Raw genomic sequence first — 16,958 nt, forward strand, 5'->3', positions numbered from 1 at the left:
CCTCAGTGAGAGCGAGCTTGCCGGGCGGCTCAGAACCCTGCCTTGTGCAGCGGGCCATCCCATCCGTCCAGGAACTTCGGCAACTGATCCTCCACGTCCACCACGCGATGCCGGTAGAACAGGTGCATGGCCGGTTGCAGGGCCTCCGGCAGCGCGCCGCCACTTGCCCGCGCGAAGAGGCTGTTGGGAATGACCGACATGCCAAGCCGGTTGGTGCCGACCAGCGTCTCGCCGCACTGCCGGCAGAACTGGCGCTCGAGTTGCCGCGTTCTGTGGTGGTACGTGGCCAGGTGCTCGGCGCCGCGTTCCACCAGTACTTGCGCCGGCTCCCAGGCCGTGGCGGCAAATACCGGCGTCGCATAGAAATCCCGGCAAGCCTGGCAATGGCAATTGGCCCTGGCCACCGGCGCTCCGCTAATACGAAGCTGGACCTGGCCGCAAAGGCACTCCAACGTAGCGGGGATTGTCATGGGCATTGTCTCCTGTCTTTTGAATGACGAGGAGCATTCTACTTGGCGCCGGGCCGGGCTGCCTGGCGCCGGCGCGCGGTCATCCCGTGATGGCCGCGTCAAGCATGGCGCCGAACAATCCGATCAGCAGCACGACCGCCGAGGCGATGAACCAGCGCACCGTCTTGCGGTATTCCGGCACCTGGTCATCCTCCACCCGCAGCGAGCGGAACAGGGCAACGATCTGCAGGCACACGGCGGCCAGCAGCGAGGCGGCGGCGAGCAGTGCCTGGGTGCTCCAGCGGCCGGGGCTCTCGAAGCCCCAGAAGCGCCAGAACGCCAGCGAGAAGCCAAGCAATACCGTGATGGCGGTGATGATGCCTTGCCGGTAGCCCGCCGGCACGACCTGGGGCGCCACGCTTGCCGCCTTTGCGGCTGGCGCGGGATCGGGGGCAGGGGCAGCCATGAGATGTCCTCCTGAGCGGTGCCGGACGGCCGCAGATGTGGTGCAACGAGTATAGGCACCGGCGGCCGTGGGTGAATCCTCCTCCATGCCGCCGTCTGTCACGCGCGCTCCCCCGGCATTACAATGCGGCTTCGCGGCCGCAGCCCTGGCGTCAGCGCTGACCGGCTCGCCTTGCCACTGCCTGTGCCTTACCTCCCATACCCTATGTCTTCGCTTTCTCCCTCAGACAATCGCATCTGGTTCGATGGCGCCGCCGGCCGCATCGAGGCCCTGGCGGATTCGCCGCAAGGGCCTCCTGCCGGCATCGCGGTGATCGCGCACCCGCATCCTCTGCTTGGCGGCAGCGCCGAGCACAAGATTCCGGTGGCGCTGGCCAGGATCTTCCAGGCGCGCGGCTATCTGGCCGTGCGGCCCAACTTCCGGGGCGTGGGCGGTACGCAGGGCAGTCACGACGCAGGGCAGGGCGAGACGGATGACATGCTTCTGGCCGTCCGGCATCTCAGGCAGGCGCACCCGGACCTGCCGCTGGCGCTGGCCGGCTTCTCATTCGGCGCCTATGTGCAGACGCGCGTGGCAAAGCAGTTGCTGGAGGACGGCGAACAGATCGCACACCTGATCCTGGCCGGCATGCCGGCAGGCCCGGCCGCCGGCGGCCGCAATTACGACACCCCCGCGGTGCCTGCCGATACCTTCGTCATCCACGGCGAACTGGACACCAACGTACCGCTGCAAGCCGTGTTCGACTGGGCGCGCCCGCAGGAGTTGCCCGTTGTGGTGGTGCCCGGCGCCAACCACTTCTTCACCGGCAAGCTGCCCGTGTTCCAGCGCGCCGTGGCGGAGTACCTGGACCACCGGCAGAGGCTGGGCAGGGCGGCCGGCTAGCCGTGCGTCAGTCCATGGCCGCATGCGCGACCGCGTCGCCGCCGGCATGGTGCGTGGGCCTGATCAGCAGGATCAGCGGCACCACCAGCAGGGTCGCGAGGAACATGACCTTGAAATCGTTGAGGTAGGCGATCATCGAAGCCTGCTGGTTGATCGACTGGTTGAGCATGGCCAGGTCGTAGCGCGAGCCGCTTGCCAGCAGCGCCTGCATGGCCGGGTTGTACACGCTCACATTGGCAGCCAGGTCGGCGTGGGCAACCTGTGTGTTGCGCGTCATCAAGGTCTGGATGACGGAGATGCCGATACTGCTGCCGATATTGCGCATCAGGCTGTAGGTGGCGGTGCCGTCCGCGCGCAGCTCCGGGGCGAGCGTGGAGAATGTCAGCGCGCTGAGCGGCACGAACACCAGCCCCAGCCCGAAGCCCTGGATGATGCCGGGCCAGACGATGTCGGAGACCGACAGCACGACGGTATATTGCATCATCTGCCACAGCGCGAAGGCGGAGATCAGGAAGCCCGACAGCAGCAGCACGCGCGCGTCGATGCGCTTGAGCAGGCGTCCGGCCAGCAGCATTGAAAGCATGGTGCCCGCGCCGCTTGGCGCGGTGACCAGTCCGGTGGTGGCGACGGGATAGCCCATCAGGTTCTGCAACATCGGCGGCAGCAGCGCACGGGTGGCGTACATGACCGCGCCGATCACGAAGATAAAGCAGGCGCCGGTGGCGAAGTTGCGGTCCTTCAGCAACTGGTAGCGGAAAAACGACTTTGGCCCGGCGGTGGCGGTGTGCGCGAGGAAGTAGAGGAAACTCACTCCGGCCAGGATGGCTTCGATCCGGATCTCCAGCGAGCCAAACCAGTCCAGCTGCTCGCCGCGGTCCAGCATGGCCTGCAGCGCGCCGATCGCCAGGCCAAGCGTGATAAAGCCGAAGGCATCGAACTTCACCGCCCGCTCCGCCGCCCTGGCGGGCAGGAACGACAGCACGCCAAACAGCGCGAAGGCGCCAATCGGCACGTTGATGAAGAACACCCATCGCCAGTTATAGCTGTCGGTGAGCCAGCCACCCAGCGTCGGGCCGAGGATCGGGCCCACCATCACCCCCATTCCCCAGACCGCCATCGCCTGTCCCTGCTTTTCGCGGGGATTGATGTCCAGCAGGATCGATTGCGACAGCGGTACCAGCGACGCCCCGAAGATGCCTTGCAGCAGCCGGGAGGCCACGATCTGCGCGAGTGTGTCCGAGAGCCCGCAGAACGCGGAAGCGATGGTGAAGCCCGTGATCGAGACGGCCAGCAGGCGCTTCACACTGAGCCGGTCGGACAGCCAGCCGGTCAGCGGCGTGGCGATCGCGGCAGCGACGATGTACGAGGTCAGCACCCATGTGATTTCATCCTGCGATGCCGACAGGCTGCCTTGCATATGCGGCAGCGCCACATTGGCGATGGTGCTGTCTAGTGTCTGGATCAGGGTGGCGGCCATGATCGAGATGGTGATCATGGGCCGGTTGAGCGGCATCGCTACGCGCCCTGCTACCGCTTCGGATGACATGGATAAGGCAGGCTGGTGGACGGGGATATGATAAGCATGCTTATTATACGGACGCCACAAGGCATGGCAAGGCGGTTTTCGCTGGCGGTACCGCGTCCACGGAGGTAGATGTTTGTACAATCGCGCCATGGAAACGAAACTGGAAAAACGCTTTGGCTTCCTGGTCTCGGACGTCGGCCGGCTCAGCGGCAAGCGCTTCGACGACCTGGCGAAGTCGTCCCTTGATCTCACCAGGGCGCAATGCCGCGCGCTCGCCTACCTGTCGCACTACGGTGAAGTCAACCAGGTGCGGCTGGCCGACTTGCTTGAAGTCGCGCCGATCTCGGCTGGCCGCCTGCTGGACCGGATGGAAGAGGGCGGCTGGATCGAACGGCTGCCGAACCCCGCGGACCGCAGGGAACGGGTGGTGCGCATGACGCCCAAGGCGGAGAAGGCACTGGACAAGGCGCGCCGGGTCGGGGATGAGGTTGCCGAGGAAGCGCTGGCAGGGCTCAGCGCGCAGGAGCGGGAGCAGTTGATCCGCTTGCTCCAGCGCGTGCGGGTCAATCTCGGCACGATTGTCGATCGCTGACGGGAAGGGCGCGTACGATGCATCGCTCAAAGCAGCCGGTGCATGTCTTCCACCGCGTCATCCAGCTGCAGCTTCAGCAGCTTCAGCAGGCAGTACAAGCCATAGGCTTCTTCGGCTTTCTCGCTCTGCAACTCCGCTAGCTGCAGCACGCTGTCCAGGCCGGCGCTGACACTCTGCAATTCGGCGCAGCCGTTCGCCATGCGCTCGCCGAGGCTGCGGTTCAGCGCATCGATCTGGGCGGTCAGTTCGGCTACGCGGGGCGGATCCCCGGGTTCGGCGGGACGGCTCAGGCTGAGCACTTCGGCGATGAGATCGCTTAGCGTGCTGAAGACGAAGGGCGGATCAGTCGGACTGCCGGCGCTGGCGATCGGCTTGGGACCGGCTCGGTCGGTGGGACGCAATGCAAGCTCCTCATAGTGTGGAGGTCCGCCTGCTCCAACGCGAGAGTGGCGGGCTCGCAAAAGCATACTGCGTATGCGGTCGCTCGCCCTTCGGAAATTTCCGTATTTGCACGGCACCGCATTTTGCCTTGCACCAACCGTTCACCACCGATGCTGCCTGCGCCTGCCGCAACGCGATGCCTGCGATCCGGTCGGCGTGGAATCCGGTCCGGATCGCATGGTTGCTGCGGGGGCTTCAGCCTTGCTTGGGGGCGACTTCATGGTTGGCCATCAGCTCAAGCGCCCTGACCAGCCCCGAATGATCCCAGCCCGCGCCACCATGGCTTGTGCACGCATTGAACAATTCCTGGCAGGTGGCGGTATTCGGCAGCGACAGCCCCATCTCCCGGGCGTTCGACAGCGCAAGGTTCAGGTCCTTCTGGTGCAGCCCGATGCGGAAACCCGGTTCGAACGTGCGCTTGATCATGCGTTCGCCATGCACTTCCAGCACCTTGGAGGAGGCAAAGCCGCCCATCAGCGCCTGGCGCACGCGCGCCGGGTCCGCGCCCGCCTTGGACGCGAACAGCAGCGCTTCGGCGACCGCCTCGATGTTCAGCGCCACGATGATCTGGTTGGCGACCTTGGCGGTTTGCCCCGCGCCGTTGTCGCCCACCAGCGTGATGTTCTTGCCCATCAGTTCGAACAGCGGCCGTACCGTTTCGAAGGTAGCCTCCGGCCCGCCCACCATGATGGACAGCGTGGCATTGCGCGCGCCGACCTCGCCGCCCGATACCGGCGCATCCAGGTACTGGCAGCCGCGCGCGTCGATACGCTTGGCAAATGCCTTGGTGGCGATAGGCGAGATCGAACTCATGTCGACCACGATCTTGCCGGCGCTCAGTCCGTCGGCAATGCCGCCCTCGTTGAACAGCGCCGCTTCCACGTGGGGCGTGTCCGGCACCATCAGGAAGATCACGTCGGCCCGTTCGGCCACTTCCTTGCCGCTGCCGCAGGCCACGCCGCCGCTGTCCAGCAAGCTTTGCGGCACGCCGCTGCGGCTGGACAAGCTGACTTCGTGGCCGCCGGCGATGAGGTTCGCCGCCATCGGGGTGCCCATGATGCCAAGGCCGATAAATCCAAGCTTCACTTTTGTTCTCCGTTAGTGCATGGCACTGGCATCGCGTACGCCGCGATGCCGGTGTTTCAAATCGCAAACCGCAAATCAAAGATATCAATAGCCCGATGCCTGCCCCGGGGCGGCTTGCCCGGCACGCATCTGCGTGACCACCTGCCTGGCGCCGGCCGCCATCAGCCGCGCATCGGAGCCCACCGTGACAAACTGGAAGCCCTGTTCGATCCGGCGCAATGCCGCCTCCGGCGCGCCGTTGTGGATGCCGGCGACTACGCCGTGGGCCTTGGCGCGCGAAAGCACATGCGCAATGGCGTCCGCAACGGGCGGGTCGACATCGTCGAAGGTGGGCCTGCAACCGAGCGCCAGCGACAAATCGGACGGGCCGATATAGACGGCATCGAGCCCCTGGACCGAGAGGATGTCGTCCAGGTTGTTGAGCCCTTGCATGGTCTCGATCATCGCGAAGGTGACGATGGTCTCGTTGGCGTGTTCCGGATAGTCGGCGCCGCCATAAAGCAAGCCGCGGATCGGTCCGAAGCTGCGCGTGCCCAGCGGCGGGTAGTGGGTGGCGGCGACGAACCGTTCCGCGTCTTCGCGGGTATTGATCATCGGACAGATGACACCGTACGCGCCGGCGTCGAGCACCTTCATCAGGATGCCCGGCTCGTTCCACGGCACCCGTACCACGGGCACGGTGTCCGTGGTGGAGATCGCGGTGAACAGGGTGATGGCGTCGCGGTAGTCGACGGCGCCATGCTGCAGGTCCACCGTCAGTGAATCCCAGCCCTGGTGGGCCATGGTCTCCGCGGCGAAGCCGCTGGGGATGGACAGCCAGCCGTTGATGACAGCGTGCCCCCCCGCCCACATTTTCCGAATCCGGTTCTCGCGCATTGTCTCTCCTCGCATGGGTTTGTCCGGCGCTGGTTGCCCTGTGCCGCCAACTTATAAGTTATCGTACAACTTGGAGGGAAGTATAAGCTTTACACGCGCTTCGTCAAGAGACGGCGGGAAGTGTCGGCGATGATCGTCTGCTTCTATCAATTTAGCGGCGGCTCGGGGCTGGCGCTCCGGCTTGGGGGCGGATAGCGCCCGCCTGCCGCTTTAGACGTTTTCGTCGTAGGATGTCCTACTAAAAGAAATCGACATTGACGCACCTGGATGGATATCCCCGCGATCCGTCGCAGCGTTTTGTTGCTGCTGAAACGGCCCGGCGGGGAATCCGCCGGGCGCGAACAGGAAACCGGGCCCGGATGCACCTGGAAATACGATGAGTGGCCTTGCGGCGTTCGCCTCAGCGCTTGCCGATCCGGAAAGCGATCTCGCCGACGCCTTCGATGCCCGCGGTCACCGCATCGCCCGGCTGCAGCGCGCCGACGCCAGCCGGCGTGCCAGTGAAGATCAGGTCACCCGGCGCCAGGGTCACACTTTGCGATACGTAGGCAATGACGTCCGCCACGGGCCAGATCTGCTCGTTCAGGTTGCCTTCCTGGCGGGGCTCGCCATTGACCTTGAGCCATACGCGGCCGTGGGCGGGGTGCCCGATGCTGGCAGCGGGCTGTAGCGGACCGCACGGGGCGGAGGCGTCGAAGCCCTTCGACCAGTCCCACGGGCGGCTCATCTTCTTGGCGGTGTCCTGCAGGTCGCGGCGCGTCAGGTCCACGCCAACGCCGTAGCCCCACACCAGTTCGAGCGCCTGCTCCGGCTTGATGTTGGCGCCACCCTTGCCGATGGCCACCACCAGTTCGATTTCATGATGGAGGTTGTCCGTCAGCGGCGGATAGGGCACGGTTCCTTCCGCGGCTACCACCGCATCGGCCGGCTTGGTGAAGAAGAACGGCGGTTCGCGGTCCGGGTCATTGCCCATCTCGCGCGCATGCGCCGCATAGTTGCGGCCAACGCAGAACACGCGGCGGATGGGGAAGCGGGCGCTGCTGCCGGCCACGGCGACGCTCGCCTGCCCGGCGGGCTGGATGACGAATTCAGTCATGTCTGGGTTCCTGGGGGCGTATGTGAGGAGGCGGTTACTTTGCAAAGACCTGGCTGATGTCGCCGAAGGCCTTGAACTCAAGGGCATTGCCCGACGGATCGAGGAAGAACATCGTGGCCTGCTCGCCAACCTGTCCCTTGAAGCGTACATGCGGCTCGATCACGAACCGGGTGTCAGCGGCGCGCAGCTTGTCAGCCAGTGCTTCCCACGCTTCCATGGACAGGATCGCGCCGAAGTGCCGCACCGGCACCTCGTCGCCATCGACGGCACTGGTTGCGCGATGGCCGCATTCTTCCGGCGCGAGGTGCGCGACGACCTGGTGGCCGTAGAAATTGAAATCGATCCAGGCATCGGAACTGCGGCCTTCCGGGCAGCCGAGGAGTCCGCCGTAGAAGCGGCGGGCTTCCGCCAGGTCGTTGACGGGAAAAGCCAGGTGGAACAACGGCGTTGCGCTCATGGGAGGGGCTCTTGTGGGTTGGGGGTATCGGCAGTGCGTCCGCATTGATTGTAATCAGCAGAAGTCGTAATATGAAACGAATGATTTCTGTGCTCAGCATAGAAATTTTCGATATAAAACCATGATCGGACCATGAGCCGCACCGGATGATCCGCTATTTCCGTACCTTCCTGGTCGCCGCCGAAACCTCGTCCTTTTCCGCCACTGGCGCGCGCCTGGCCCTCACGCAGTCCGCTGTGAGCACGCAGATCCGCCGGCTGGAGGAAGACCTGGGATGCGCCCTGTTCGACCGGGCCGGCAAGTCGGTCGCACTGAGCGAGGAGGGCCGCAAGCTGCTTCCGGAGGCCATGCGCTTTGTCGAGCTCTATGAGTCGATGAAGGGCCGCGTGCATTCGGCCCCGGATACCACGCCGCTGGATCTTGGCGCCGTCTCGACCGTGCAGGCCACGCTGCTGCCCAAGGCCATGAAGCGCCTGCGCGCCGGCTTTCCCAAGGCGCACGTCAATATCGTTCCCGGCATGTCCACCCAGTTGCTTACCCAGGTGGATGCCCGCGAGCTTGACGTAGCCGTCCTGATCAGGCCCAGGCTTGGCATTCCCCAGGAACTCAAATGGGTGCCGCTGATGCGGGAGCGCTTTGTCGGCATCGCGCCCTCCGGCTCGCCGCGCGAGCTGAAGGCGGCGCTGGCGGCGTTGCCATTCATCCGCTACAACCGGCATTCCATGGGCGGCCAGCTGGTGGACCGCTATCTCCGGCGCCACCGGCTGTGGGTGGACGAGAGCATGGAGCTGGACGAGCCAGCGGTGATCCTGCAGATGGTGGGCGAGGGGCTGGGCTGCGCGATCATTCCGGCGGAACTGGTCCCGCTCAAGTCAGCGCGCAACGTCGTGGAAATACCGCTGCCGGGCGAACCGGTCTTTCGCGAGATCGGCGTGCTGGTCCGGCAGTCGGCGCTCAAGCGGCCATCCATGGCGGCACTGATCGATGCGCTCGTTGCCGAGACCGCTCACTGGCGGGACCCGGTGTAATCAGGCGGTCTCCTCGGCAAGCATGCATGCCGGGCCGCGCTGCATCGCCATCCAGGCAATCGCAAGCGCGGCCAGCGAGAAGCCTGCCGCGGCCCACGGCAGGCAAGGCTGGCGTGCGTTCAGCGCTTGGGCCAGGACAGCAATGTGGCCTCTACGACGGCCTGCAGGTCCTCTCGCGTCGCGCCGCTCTTGGCCCGCACCGCCATGCCCTGGATGATGGTGGCAATGTAGTGCGCGGCGCCGCCGGCCGTCATCCCCTTCGGCAACTGGCCATTCCCGCTGGCCAGGACGTCTTCGAACCGATCGCGCAGCAGGTCGCAAATGGCGTTGCGGTTCGACGCAAGCGCCTCCCGTATGGCTTCGTTGCCGGGCGAGCAAGCCAGGGCGGCATTGGTCTCGAGGCAGCCGTGCGGCGTGCCCGCGCCAGTGTGCAGTTCGACCATGCCATGCAGCAATCGCTCGGCGATCCGGCGCGGCGTTGGCTCGGCCAGCGCAGCCTGCCGGAAGGCCAGATAGCGCTGATGGTAGCGCTCGAGAACTTTCCTGAAGAGCGTCTCCTTGTTGACGAACGCGCCATAAAGGCTCGACTTTGTCAGGCCGGTGGCTTCGAGCAGGTCGGCCAGCGAAGTCCCCTCGTAGCCGTTTTCCCAGAATGCCCGGAGCGCCAGGTCAAGAACCTCGTCTTCGTCGAATTCGCGCGGTCGTGCCATGGAATCGTGCGGCAGGAGTGGAAACCATGATTGTAGACCACCTGGTCCGTAATACCGGCTCGCCGCGCCGACCAGGCCGCGCCGAAAAAAAAAACGCCCCGGGCGGCGGGAGCGCACTCGGGGCGATGAGGACGAATTGGCGGTACCCACGAGGCGCCGCCACCCAGCAAATCGAAAAATCGGAGAGTCAGCAAGCGGGACGGATCACGCGCCGCAGAACACGTGCCCGCATATTAAGGAGCACAGCAGCGGATCAAAGCCCGGAGTAGCAGGGCCATTGCGGCCCTATCCCGGCTTTAGGCACCAGGGCGGTGCTCATGGCCTAGCGCTGGGCAGGCCTGCCTGTCGCACACGTCACTTGCGGTCTCGGGAGGCGGCTCCGGCCGGCCGGCCGCGCCGACGCATTGCCCGGCCCGCGGCTCCCGGACTCGCGTCTTATTGCGGCAGCCGACATCGAATGGCGTCCCCAGGGAAGATCAGGCAACCGGCGGCTCGTCCCGGAGAAAGCGCGCCGGGATGGCGCCCTTGACCGGGAACAGGTGGAAGTAGGGGCGGGCTTCGGCGATGACACGTTGCACGGACGGGCGGCCCCACAGGCGCTCCGCATAGGCGGCCAGGCGCGGATGCGTTTGCGCGAACGGCATCACCATGCCCGCATAGAACAGCGCCGGCTCCGCCGAGCAGTCCGCCAGGGTGAAATGCTCGCCCGCCACCCAGGTCCTGTCCGCCATGTGCTGCTCGATCATGTCATAGGCAGTGCGCAGCGTGGCCTGCGCGTCCGCGACGCCGCGCGGATCGCGCTCGCCATCGGCCCGCAGCCGGTCGCCCACGATCTTCTGCACCGGGATGTGCACGTAGTGGTCGAAGGTGCGGTCCCATAGCCGAACCTCGCGGCGCTCGTCGTCCGTGGCGGGCAGCAACGGGCGCGCGCCGGGGTAATGCCGGTCGAGATACTCGATGATGATCGTGCTTTCCGGGATTGTCAGGCCGCGGCTGTCGTCGCGCAGGACCGGCATCTTGCCGATGGGCCAGAGCGCCAGGAAGGCGGCGCGGGAGTCCGGCTCGCCAAGGTTGACCAGATGGGTGGAAAACGGCGTGCCGTTCTCGTAAAGCGCGATCAGCACCTTGTGGCAAAAAGAGGACAGCGGATGAGCATGGAGCGTCAGGGCCATGATGGTTGCCTCCTTGTCGTTCCGGCCGCAGCCGGGATGCCGGCGCCCGTGGCGGGCTGCCGGGCGGGGCCGCTTACGTGGCGACCACCTGCGGCGGGCGCGGCCGGGTGGCAAACGCGAAGGCGATCTGCGTCAGTCCCGCGGACAGTCCCAGCGCCACGCCGATTTGCCACGCCAGAGTATAAGAGCCCAGCGCATCGTAGACCAGCCCGCCGCCAAATGCGCCGACGAAGCTGCCGATCTGGTGGCTGAAGAATGCCACGCCGCCAAGCATCGCCTGCCAGCGCAGGCCGAAGGTTTCGGCGATCCAGCCTGCCACCAGCGGTGCCACGCCCAGCCACAGGAAACCCATCACCGCGGCGAACACCAGCGTGCTGCCGGGCGTGGGCGCGGACGAGAAATACCAGGTCAGCGCAAGCGAGCGCACGGTGTAGATGGTGCCGAGCAGCATGAGCTTGTTGACCCGGCCGCCGGCCCAGCCGAAGAACAGGCTGCCCAGCACGTTGAAGCCGCCGATCACGCCCAGGGCCTTGGCGCTGAGCATGGGGTCCATGCCGCAGACGTCGAGATACGAGGGCAGGTGCGTGGTGAGGAAAACCAGCTGCATGCCGCAGACGAAATAAGCGGCGCCCATGACCAGGAAGGCCTTGTGCCGCAAGGCCGTGCCAAGCGCCTCGCGCGCGTTTTGCTGCACGCCGCCCGGCGGCGTGGGCAGCGGCAGGCGATCCACCTTGCCGGCAAACCAGGCGGCCGGCAGCATCACCAGCGCCAGCACGACAAAGGCCGCCAGGCCCACGCGCCAGCCGTAGGATTGCGCCACCATTTGCCCGATCGGCGCGGCTACCAGGGCCCCGAGCGAGCCGGCGCCCGACACGATGCCCAGCACCGTGCTGCGCAAGGCGGCCGGCACCGGGCGTGCCGCGACCGCCATGGAAATGGCGCTGCCGGTGCAGGCCATCGACGCCCCGATCGCCACGCCGGCGCCGAGCGTCACGCCCACGATGCCGTGGGCGGTGGCCAGCAGCACCAGGCCCAGCACATAGAGCAGCGAGCCGCTCATCATCAGGGGCCGGAATCCTACCCGCGTGGCCCACGCGCCGGCCAGCGGCTGGAGCAGGCCCCAGGCCAGGTTCTGCACCGCAATCGCAATCGTGAAGTCCGACACCGAGATGCCGATGTCCCTGGTCAGGGGCGGCATGAAGATGCCCAGGCTCTGTCGCAGGCCCATGGCCAGGCTGAGCATCACGGAGGYGCCGAGCAGGATCGGCAGGACGGGGCGGAGGTCGGTCAGGCGGGGAGGCACGGTGGGGCTGTCTCTATTGTTGTCTTTGTCTTGTTGTTCTCTTATGCCGGCTCGCCCTGGGCAGCCGCGAACAGATGCGAACACACGTGAACAGCCGCTCAGGGCTGGGTCAATGGCTCAACCGAGGGTAGTTCCGAACGAAATCGAAGTCAATTTGGATCTGCTTAAGCGACCCTTTGCGCGGCGCCGGCGTTCGCGCTATGGCCTGACTGCGGTTGCCAGCAGGGCCGGCATCGGCACGTCGAAGGCGTCGCCGCTGACATAGGCGGCAACGGTGTCCCGGAGCGCTGCGCGGATGGCTTCCCTGGCTTGCGGGCTTTGCGCACGCAGGGTGGCAGATGCGCGCACCGTTCCCGCCGCGACCATCTGGAAGAGCTGGTCGGGCGTCGCCATGCGCCAGCTCTGCGGCACCTGGCGGCAGGAGGGGGAGACAAAGCCCGCGCCGAGCAGCGCCTTTGCGCACGCATCCGGATCGCTGAACAGGAAGAAGTTCGGTCCCGCCGGCAGGCCGACATCCAATGTGCCGTGGGCGCGCACGGCGGCATAGAGCGCCCCGAATCCCACGGCGCGCTCCGGCACGTCCCACACGGTGAATGCCACGCGCCCGCCGGGCTTGAGCACGCGCAAGGCCTCGCGCAGCGCCAGGTCGGGATCGGGCAGGTGGCACATGCCGAAGGCGTTGACGACCGCATCGAAGGTGCCCGGTTCGAACGGAAGCGCCTGTGCATCGGCCTGTTCGAAGCGCAGCGCGGGATAGCGCTGGCGTGCCATCCCGACCTGCGCGGCCGCGAAGTCGATGCCCACCGGATGCGCGCCGCGCCGCGCCGCCGCGTCGGCCACATAGCCCGCGCCGGTCGCGACATCCAGCACTTGTGTTCCGTCGCCAACGGCCGCCGCATCCAGCAGTGCGCCGATGGATTGGATGGTGACGCCCGAAAGGTTTTCGTCGTATCCGGAGACGGTGGCGGGGTCCTCCCAGCCAGCCCGTTCGAATTCCTGGAAGGATTGCGCTGAACCGGCCATGGGAACCTCCGTTGGCGAGAGCTGCGCACGGTGACCGATGCTGCGCTTGCGGCGCGGGCATCCGTGCGTGTCGCTCACTTTGCGCCAGGTCTTTACTTGCGGCAAGTCCTCCCGGAATGGCGGCCGGGCCCCCGGACCGGACAATCGCGGCGCCATTGACCGCATCCCCGGCGACGCGCAGTTCGTGATCGTCGGGACGCCGTCGCGCTGCGGAAGCGCTAAGTCAAACATGCCTGTACCTGGCGGATCGCGGCTGGCGCCATCGGGCATCCGGTGGACGCGCATGGCGAATCAATGCGCGTATGCTCTGCCAACAGCCAACTTTCCCGCATTCCCATGTCGAAAGTCTGCAAAGCCGTTATCCCTCTGGGCCCGGCATCGCTCCTGGCGCTCGCGCTGACCGGCTGCGTGTCCCACTACCGGGTCGAGACCGGCGCACCCGCCGCCCGTGTGCGGTTGCTGACCAACACGGAAGACAACACGACCTTCAGCGTGGTGGATGCGGGTAAATGTCCCAAGCCGCCCAAGCCGCTCTTGCTGGCCGCGACGGGAAACCAGATCACGGCGATGGGGAGGGAACCCGGCCTGGCGATGGTGGGGATCTCGCCGGAGCCCCCCGGCCGCACGCGCGAACGGTGGTTGCTGGCAGGCCATCGGATCTACCTGACCGCGATGGCGGCATCGGCCGCCGACGACCAGCCTTACCGCTGCGCGGTGGGCATTTCCTTTGTGCCGCTGCCAGGTTGGGAGTATGAGTTCCGCTTTCAGCGCAATGCCGCCGCGAAGAGTTGCGGCGGACAGGTGCTGCGGCTGGTCCGGGCAGAGGGCGGCGCCATCGCAACAACGCCCGATCCTACGCAACAGGTCTTTCGCGGCTTTGAAGCGGACGCGGTCTGCGCGGCGCCGTGAGGCAGCCTGGCGCTGCCGCGGCGCAGCGTGTAGCCGGGCCGGTCAGCGCTGTGCCGCCGCCGCGCCCGGCATGAGGCCGGCATAAGGCGCATCGGTCAGCGTTCGCAGGAATGCCACGAGATCGTCGATCTCCGCTTCGGTCATGGCCGGGGCTGTTCCCGCGCGCCGGTTCATCGGCGTGGAGTTGATGTTGATGTTTCCCCGGTAGGCCGCCGGCACGTCGTCGAAGGTCCTGGCGCCGCGATACCACTTGCCCGGATCGGTCGAGCGCGTGTTGTAGAACGCCACCGCATCGCGCAGCGTGGTGAACACACCGTTGTGCATGAAGCTCTGGCGCACCGCCACATTGCGCAGGCCGGGCGTGCGGATATAGCCGCACCATTGCTCCGGCTCGGGCCAGCGCAGGCGGCGGGCGCTGTCGCACAAGCCGTTGTCGAAATGGCCGGGGTCGCGGTTGGCGGCCAGCGCGCGGTTGCGCGGAACGGCAATGGCGTCGTAGCCGAAATCCGTAAACAGCGAGCGCTCGGGACGGCTGGCGGTGTCCGCCAGCGTGTGGCAGCTCATGCAATTGCCCTTGTCCGGGTTCTTGAACAAGGCCAGGCCGCGCGCTTCCTGCGGTGCCAGCGGCGTGCGGTGGCGCAGGTAGTCATCGAAGCGGGAACTGAAGGGCGCCATCTCATCGCTCTGCAGGTAGGCCTCCAGCGCCTTGCCCAGCGCCCTCACCATTTGCTCGGGATCGGTCTGTACCGCGGCGCCGAAGTGCCGGGCCAGCGCGGGTGCCAGCCCGGTCCCCTTGACCTTGCGCAGCAGGCTGGCGGGGGTGCCGTTGTTCATCTCGTTGGGATCGAGCAAGGGGCCGCGCGCCTGCTCGGCGAGTGTGTCGGCGCGGCCGTCGGCGAACAGGCCGCCGAAGGGCGACGCGTAGGGCGCGTCGTTGTCCTGGTAGAAGTGCCGGCGTGGAATGTAGCGCACGTAAAGCAGCGACGGCGCGTTGCGCAGGCTGAAGCGGCCGGGCCGGCTGCCCTGGGGCACGTGCGGCCCGGCCAGAGCGGCGGGCGACAGTGTTGGCGCGAAGGCGCGCGCCGGGTCGTGGCAGGCGGCGCAGGATGTGCCGCGCGGCTCCGACAGGCGGGCGTCGAAGAAGATGCGCTTGCCCAGCGCGGCCAGGCCAGGATCGGGGCGGAAGACGGCGGCGGTGGGGTCCACCTTGGCGGTGACCTTTGGCGTGCCGTTGCCGATGGTCGCCACCACGCCCGCGGGCGGGGCGCCCGGCGTCAGCGCCACGCCGGGCGGCGGCGCCGCCAGGCAGGCACCGCCAACGCAGGCCAGAAGGGCGATGGCGGCGCGCGTGGCTGCGCTCACGGCGCCAGGAAGCCGGTCTTGTCGCAAGCCAGCGTATTGGAGGTTTGCACGCAGGTAGCCATCAGCTTGCCGGCCACGCTATAGGCCTTGAAGGTCCAGCCGGTGGCGGGCGATGCGTTGCGCTCCATCATCACGAAGCCGAAGCTGCTGTGATGGGTGATCTTGTCGATGACGGTGCCGGGCGCGGGAATCGTGCCGGGCGGCAGCGGATCGGGCAGCGCTACGTCCAGGTTGTCGCCGCCGTTGCCGGACACGATGGTGGCCGGGTGGCCGGAGGCGAAATTGATGGCCTGGAAGTCATGCACGTGGCCGTGCAGCGCCACGTGCACGCCGACCGGGTAATAAGCCTGGGCGTTGGCGTTGCTCATCACCGACTGCAGCGCCAGGTTGCCCGGCGCGGGGTTGTTGCCCGCCACCGGCGCAAAGGCCAGGATGGGATGGTGGTTGGTGAACAGGGTGGTGCTCATGCCCGGCCTGGCGGCGAGCCAGCCCACCGTCTGGAACTGCTTCTGGTAAGCGATGAACTGCGGGTCGTTGGTGGGCAGCGCGGTCTTGCCGGCCTTGGCCGAGTCAAAGACGATGACTTGCGAACCGGTGCCGAGCGCAACGGCGTAGGGCTCGGAGTAGTTGGCGTTGCCGTCGTTGGCCGGGTCGTTGCAGGAGCGCGCGTCCGAGTACGGGCGTGGATCGAGGAAGCGGAACCAGCCCTGGCCGGCGCGCGCGCATTCCTCATGGTTGCCGCGCACCACCACCCACGGTGCCTTGGCCATCAGCGCGGCGGCGGGCTTGAAGAGGTCGGCCTGCCAGGTATCCCAGCCATAGCCCCACGGCGTGCCCTGGCAGCCGGCGATATCGGGCGGGCAGAGGTTTTCGCGATAGTGGTAGTCGCCGATATGCAGGACCAGGTCGGGGTTCATGCCGGCGGCGGTGGCGGCGAGCGCGGCAAACGGCCACGCGGTGCCGTCGCTGCAAGGCTGGTAGGCGTTATCCGCCTTCTTCAGGCGGCAGCCGGTGTCGGCCAGCACCAGCACGCGCTGCGGCTGGGCCTTGGGTAGCGGCAGTGTCTGGCCCGCCACGCTGGCGGCGGCCGCATTGGCCGGCAGGGTCGCTTCGCACACCGAGACCGGGAAGTCCGATGGCTTGGAGTCGGCAGCGGCGCTGGCGGTGGTGCGCAGCGGCATGGTGCCGGCGACCACGCGCAGCGCCATGCGCTGCTGCACGCCATCTACCGTCAGCAAGGGGCACAGCGCATTCGACGGCAGTGCGCTGCCCGCGGCGGCGGCCGGCGCGACATAGCTGGTGATGACGCGGGCGATGGCCTGGTTGCTGTCGCCGATCTCTACCCACGCGGCCTGGATGTTGGCGCTGGTGCTGGCTGCATCGCCGGCCGGCACGACCGGCGCGGCGGGAGCGGCGGGGGCGGCCGGAGCCACCGGCGCGGCTGCCGCGTCGGTGCTGTCGCTGCCGCAGCCGTGCAGTACCGCTGCCGTGGCCAGCACCGCCAGGATCGCGCCGATGCCGACACGTGTGGCGGCTCCGGCGCGCCGGTTCGCTTTGGGGTTGCCCATTGTTATATCTCCC

At 67.0% G+C, this 16,958-nt stretch carries 18 protein-coding genes; 4 read left to right on the forward strand and 14 right to left on the reverse strand.

The genetic code is table 11. The features are described 5' to 3' along the window. Positions 1-29 precede the first annotated feature (29 nt). Both AC1DT6_RS15160 and AC1DT6_RS15165 read right to left on the reverse strand, forming a co-directional pair. Positions 30-470: a GFA family protein gene (locus AC1DT6_RS15160; RefSeq protein ID WP_441633352.1), complete on the reverse strand. Its 441-nt coding sequence runs from the start codon at positions 468-470 to the stop codon at positions 30-32. A gap of 79 nt (positions 471-549) precedes the next feature. Continuing rightward, a complete protein-coding gene (locus AC1DT6_RS15165; RefSeq protein ID WP_441633354.1) occupies positions 550-915 on the reverse strand; it encodes a hypothetical protein in 366 nt (121 codons plus the stop codon). A gap of 204 nt (positions 916-1,119) precedes the next feature. On the opposite strand from AC1DT6_RS15165, the gene AC1DT6_RS15170 reads away from it, so the two are divergent. After that, positions 1,120-1,797, forward strand: coding sequence for an alpha/beta hydrolase (locus tag AC1DT6_RS15170; RefSeq protein ID WP_441633356.1), 678 nt, complete (start codon positions 1,120-1,122; stop codon positions 1,795-1,797). 7 nt (positions 1,798-1,804) lie between these two features. Here AC1DT6_RS15170 and AC1DT6_RS15175 read toward each other — a convergent pair whose 3' ends face one another. Next, complete coding sequence (locus AC1DT6_RS15175) at positions 1,805-3,343, reverse strand: DHA2 family efflux MFS transporter permease subunit (RefSeq protein ID WP_441633358.1); 1,539 nt, start codon at positions 3,341-3,343, stop codon at positions 1,805-1,807. Positions 3,344-3,470: 127 nt separating this feature from the next. Between AC1DT6_RS15175 and AC1DT6_RS15180 the strand changes: the two genes are divergently transcribed. Beyond that, the gene (locus AC1DT6_RS15180) at positions 3,471-3,914 is read left to right on the forward strand and encodes a MarR family winged helix-turn-helix transcriptional regulator (protein WP_441633360.1); all 444 of its coding nucleotides are present in this window, start codon (positions 3,471-3,473) and stop codon (positions 3,912-3,914) included. 26 nt (positions 3,915-3,940) lie between these two features. On the opposite strand, the gene AC1DT6_RS15185 is transcribed toward AC1DT6_RS15180, so the two are convergent. From AC1DT6_RS15185 to AC1DT6_RS15205, 5 genes are all read right to left on the reverse strand, one after another. After that, a complete protein-coding gene (locus AC1DT6_RS15185; RefSeq protein ID WP_441633362.1) occupies positions 3,941-4,315 on the reverse strand; it encodes a hypothetical protein in 375 nt (124 codons plus the stop codon). Positions 4,316-4,550: 235 nt separating this feature from the next. Further along, positions 4,551-5,441: a 2-hydroxy-3-oxopropionate reductase gene (gene glxR / locus AC1DT6_RS15190; protein ID WP_441633364.1), complete on the reverse strand. Its 891-nt coding sequence runs from the start codon at positions 5,439-5,441 to the stop codon at positions 4,551-4,553. 84 nt (positions 5,442-5,525) lie between these two features. Next, positions 5,526-6,317 carry an HpcH/HpaI aldolase family protein gene (locus AC1DT6_RS15195; RefSeq protein WP_441633366.1) on the reverse strand — a complete coding sequence of 264 codons (792 nt, stop codon included), beginning with the start codon at positions 6,315-6,317 and terminating at the stop codon, positions 5,526-5,528. 400 nt (positions 6,318-6,717) lie between these two features. Beyond that, entirely contained in the window at positions 6,718-7,413 is a 696-nt protein-coding gene (locus tag AC1DT6_RS15200; RefSeq protein WP_441633368.1) for a fumarylacetoacetate hydrolase family protein, read from the reverse strand. A gap of 34 nt (positions 7,414-7,447) precedes the next feature. After that, a complete protein-coding gene (locus AC1DT6_RS15205; protein ID WP_441633370.1) occupies positions 7,448-7,870 on the reverse strand; it encodes a VOC family protein in 423 nt (140 codons plus the stop codon). 146 nt (positions 7,871-8,016) lie between these two features. Here AC1DT6_RS15205 and AC1DT6_RS15210 point away from each other — a divergent pair, with 146 nt between their 5' ends. Next, positions 8,017-8,898 (forward strand): LysR family transcriptional regulator, encoded by an 882-nt coding sequence (locus AC1DT6_RS15210; RefSeq protein ID WP_441633372.1) that lies wholly within the window; start codon positions 8,017-8,019, stop codon positions 8,896-8,898. A 119-nt stretch (positions 8,899-9,017) separates the two neighbouring features. Here AC1DT6_RS15210 and AC1DT6_RS15215 read toward each other — a convergent pair whose 3' ends face one another. From AC1DT6_RS15215 to AC1DT6_RS15230, 4 genes are all read right to left on the reverse strand, one after another. Then, positions 9,018-9,608, reverse strand: coding sequence for a TetR/AcrR family transcriptional regulator (locus AC1DT6_RS15215; protein ID WP_477102834.1), 591 nt, complete (start codon positions 9,606-9,608; stop codon positions 9,018-9,020). Positions 9,609-10,084: 476 nt separating this feature from the next. Next, complete coding sequence (locus AC1DT6_RS15220) at positions 10,085-10,780, reverse strand: glutathione S-transferase family protein (RefSeq protein WP_441633376.1); 696 nt, start codon at positions 10,778-10,780, stop codon at positions 10,085-10,087. A 73-nt stretch (positions 10,781-10,853) separates the two neighbouring features. Continuing rightward, positions 10,854-12,023: an MFS transporter gene (locus tag AC1DT6_RS15225; protein ID WP_045241227.1), complete on the reverse strand. Its 1,170-nt coding sequence runs from the start codon at positions 12,021-12,023 to the stop codon at positions 10,854-10,856. 258 nt (positions 12,024-12,281) lie between these two features. Then, positions 12,282-13,106, reverse strand: coding sequence for a class I SAM-dependent methyltransferase (locus AC1DT6_RS15230; RefSeq protein ID WP_441633378.1), 825 nt, complete (start codon positions 13,104-13,106; stop codon positions 12,282-12,284). A gap of 336 nt (positions 13,107-13,442) precedes the next feature. On the opposite strand from AC1DT6_RS15230, the gene AC1DT6_RS15235 reads away from it, so the two are divergent. Further along, positions 13,443-14,015, forward strand: coding sequence for a hypothetical protein (locus tag AC1DT6_RS15235; RefSeq protein WP_477102833.1), 573 nt, complete (start codon positions 13,443-13,445; stop codon positions 14,013-14,015). Between the two features lie 42 nt (positions 14,016-14,057). Here the strand turns inward: AC1DT6_RS15235 and AC1DT6_RS15240 are convergent, their stop codons facing one another. Then, entirely contained in the window at positions 14,058-15,377 is a 1,320-nt protein-coding gene (locus AC1DT6_RS15240; RefSeq protein ID WP_477111307.1) for a cytochrome-c peroxidase, read from the reverse strand. Further along, positions 15,374-16,945, reverse strand: coding sequence for a metallophosphoesterase (locus AC1DT6_RS15245; RefSeq protein ID WP_441636674.1), 1,572 nt, complete (start codon positions 16,943-16,945; stop codon positions 15,374-15,376). Before AC1DT6_RS15245 ends, AC1DT6_RS15240 begins: the two co-directional genes overlap by 4 nt. Positions 16,946-16,958: the final 13 nt, after the last annotated feature.

The organism is Cupriavidus sp. 01L45, from assembly GCF_056399885.1.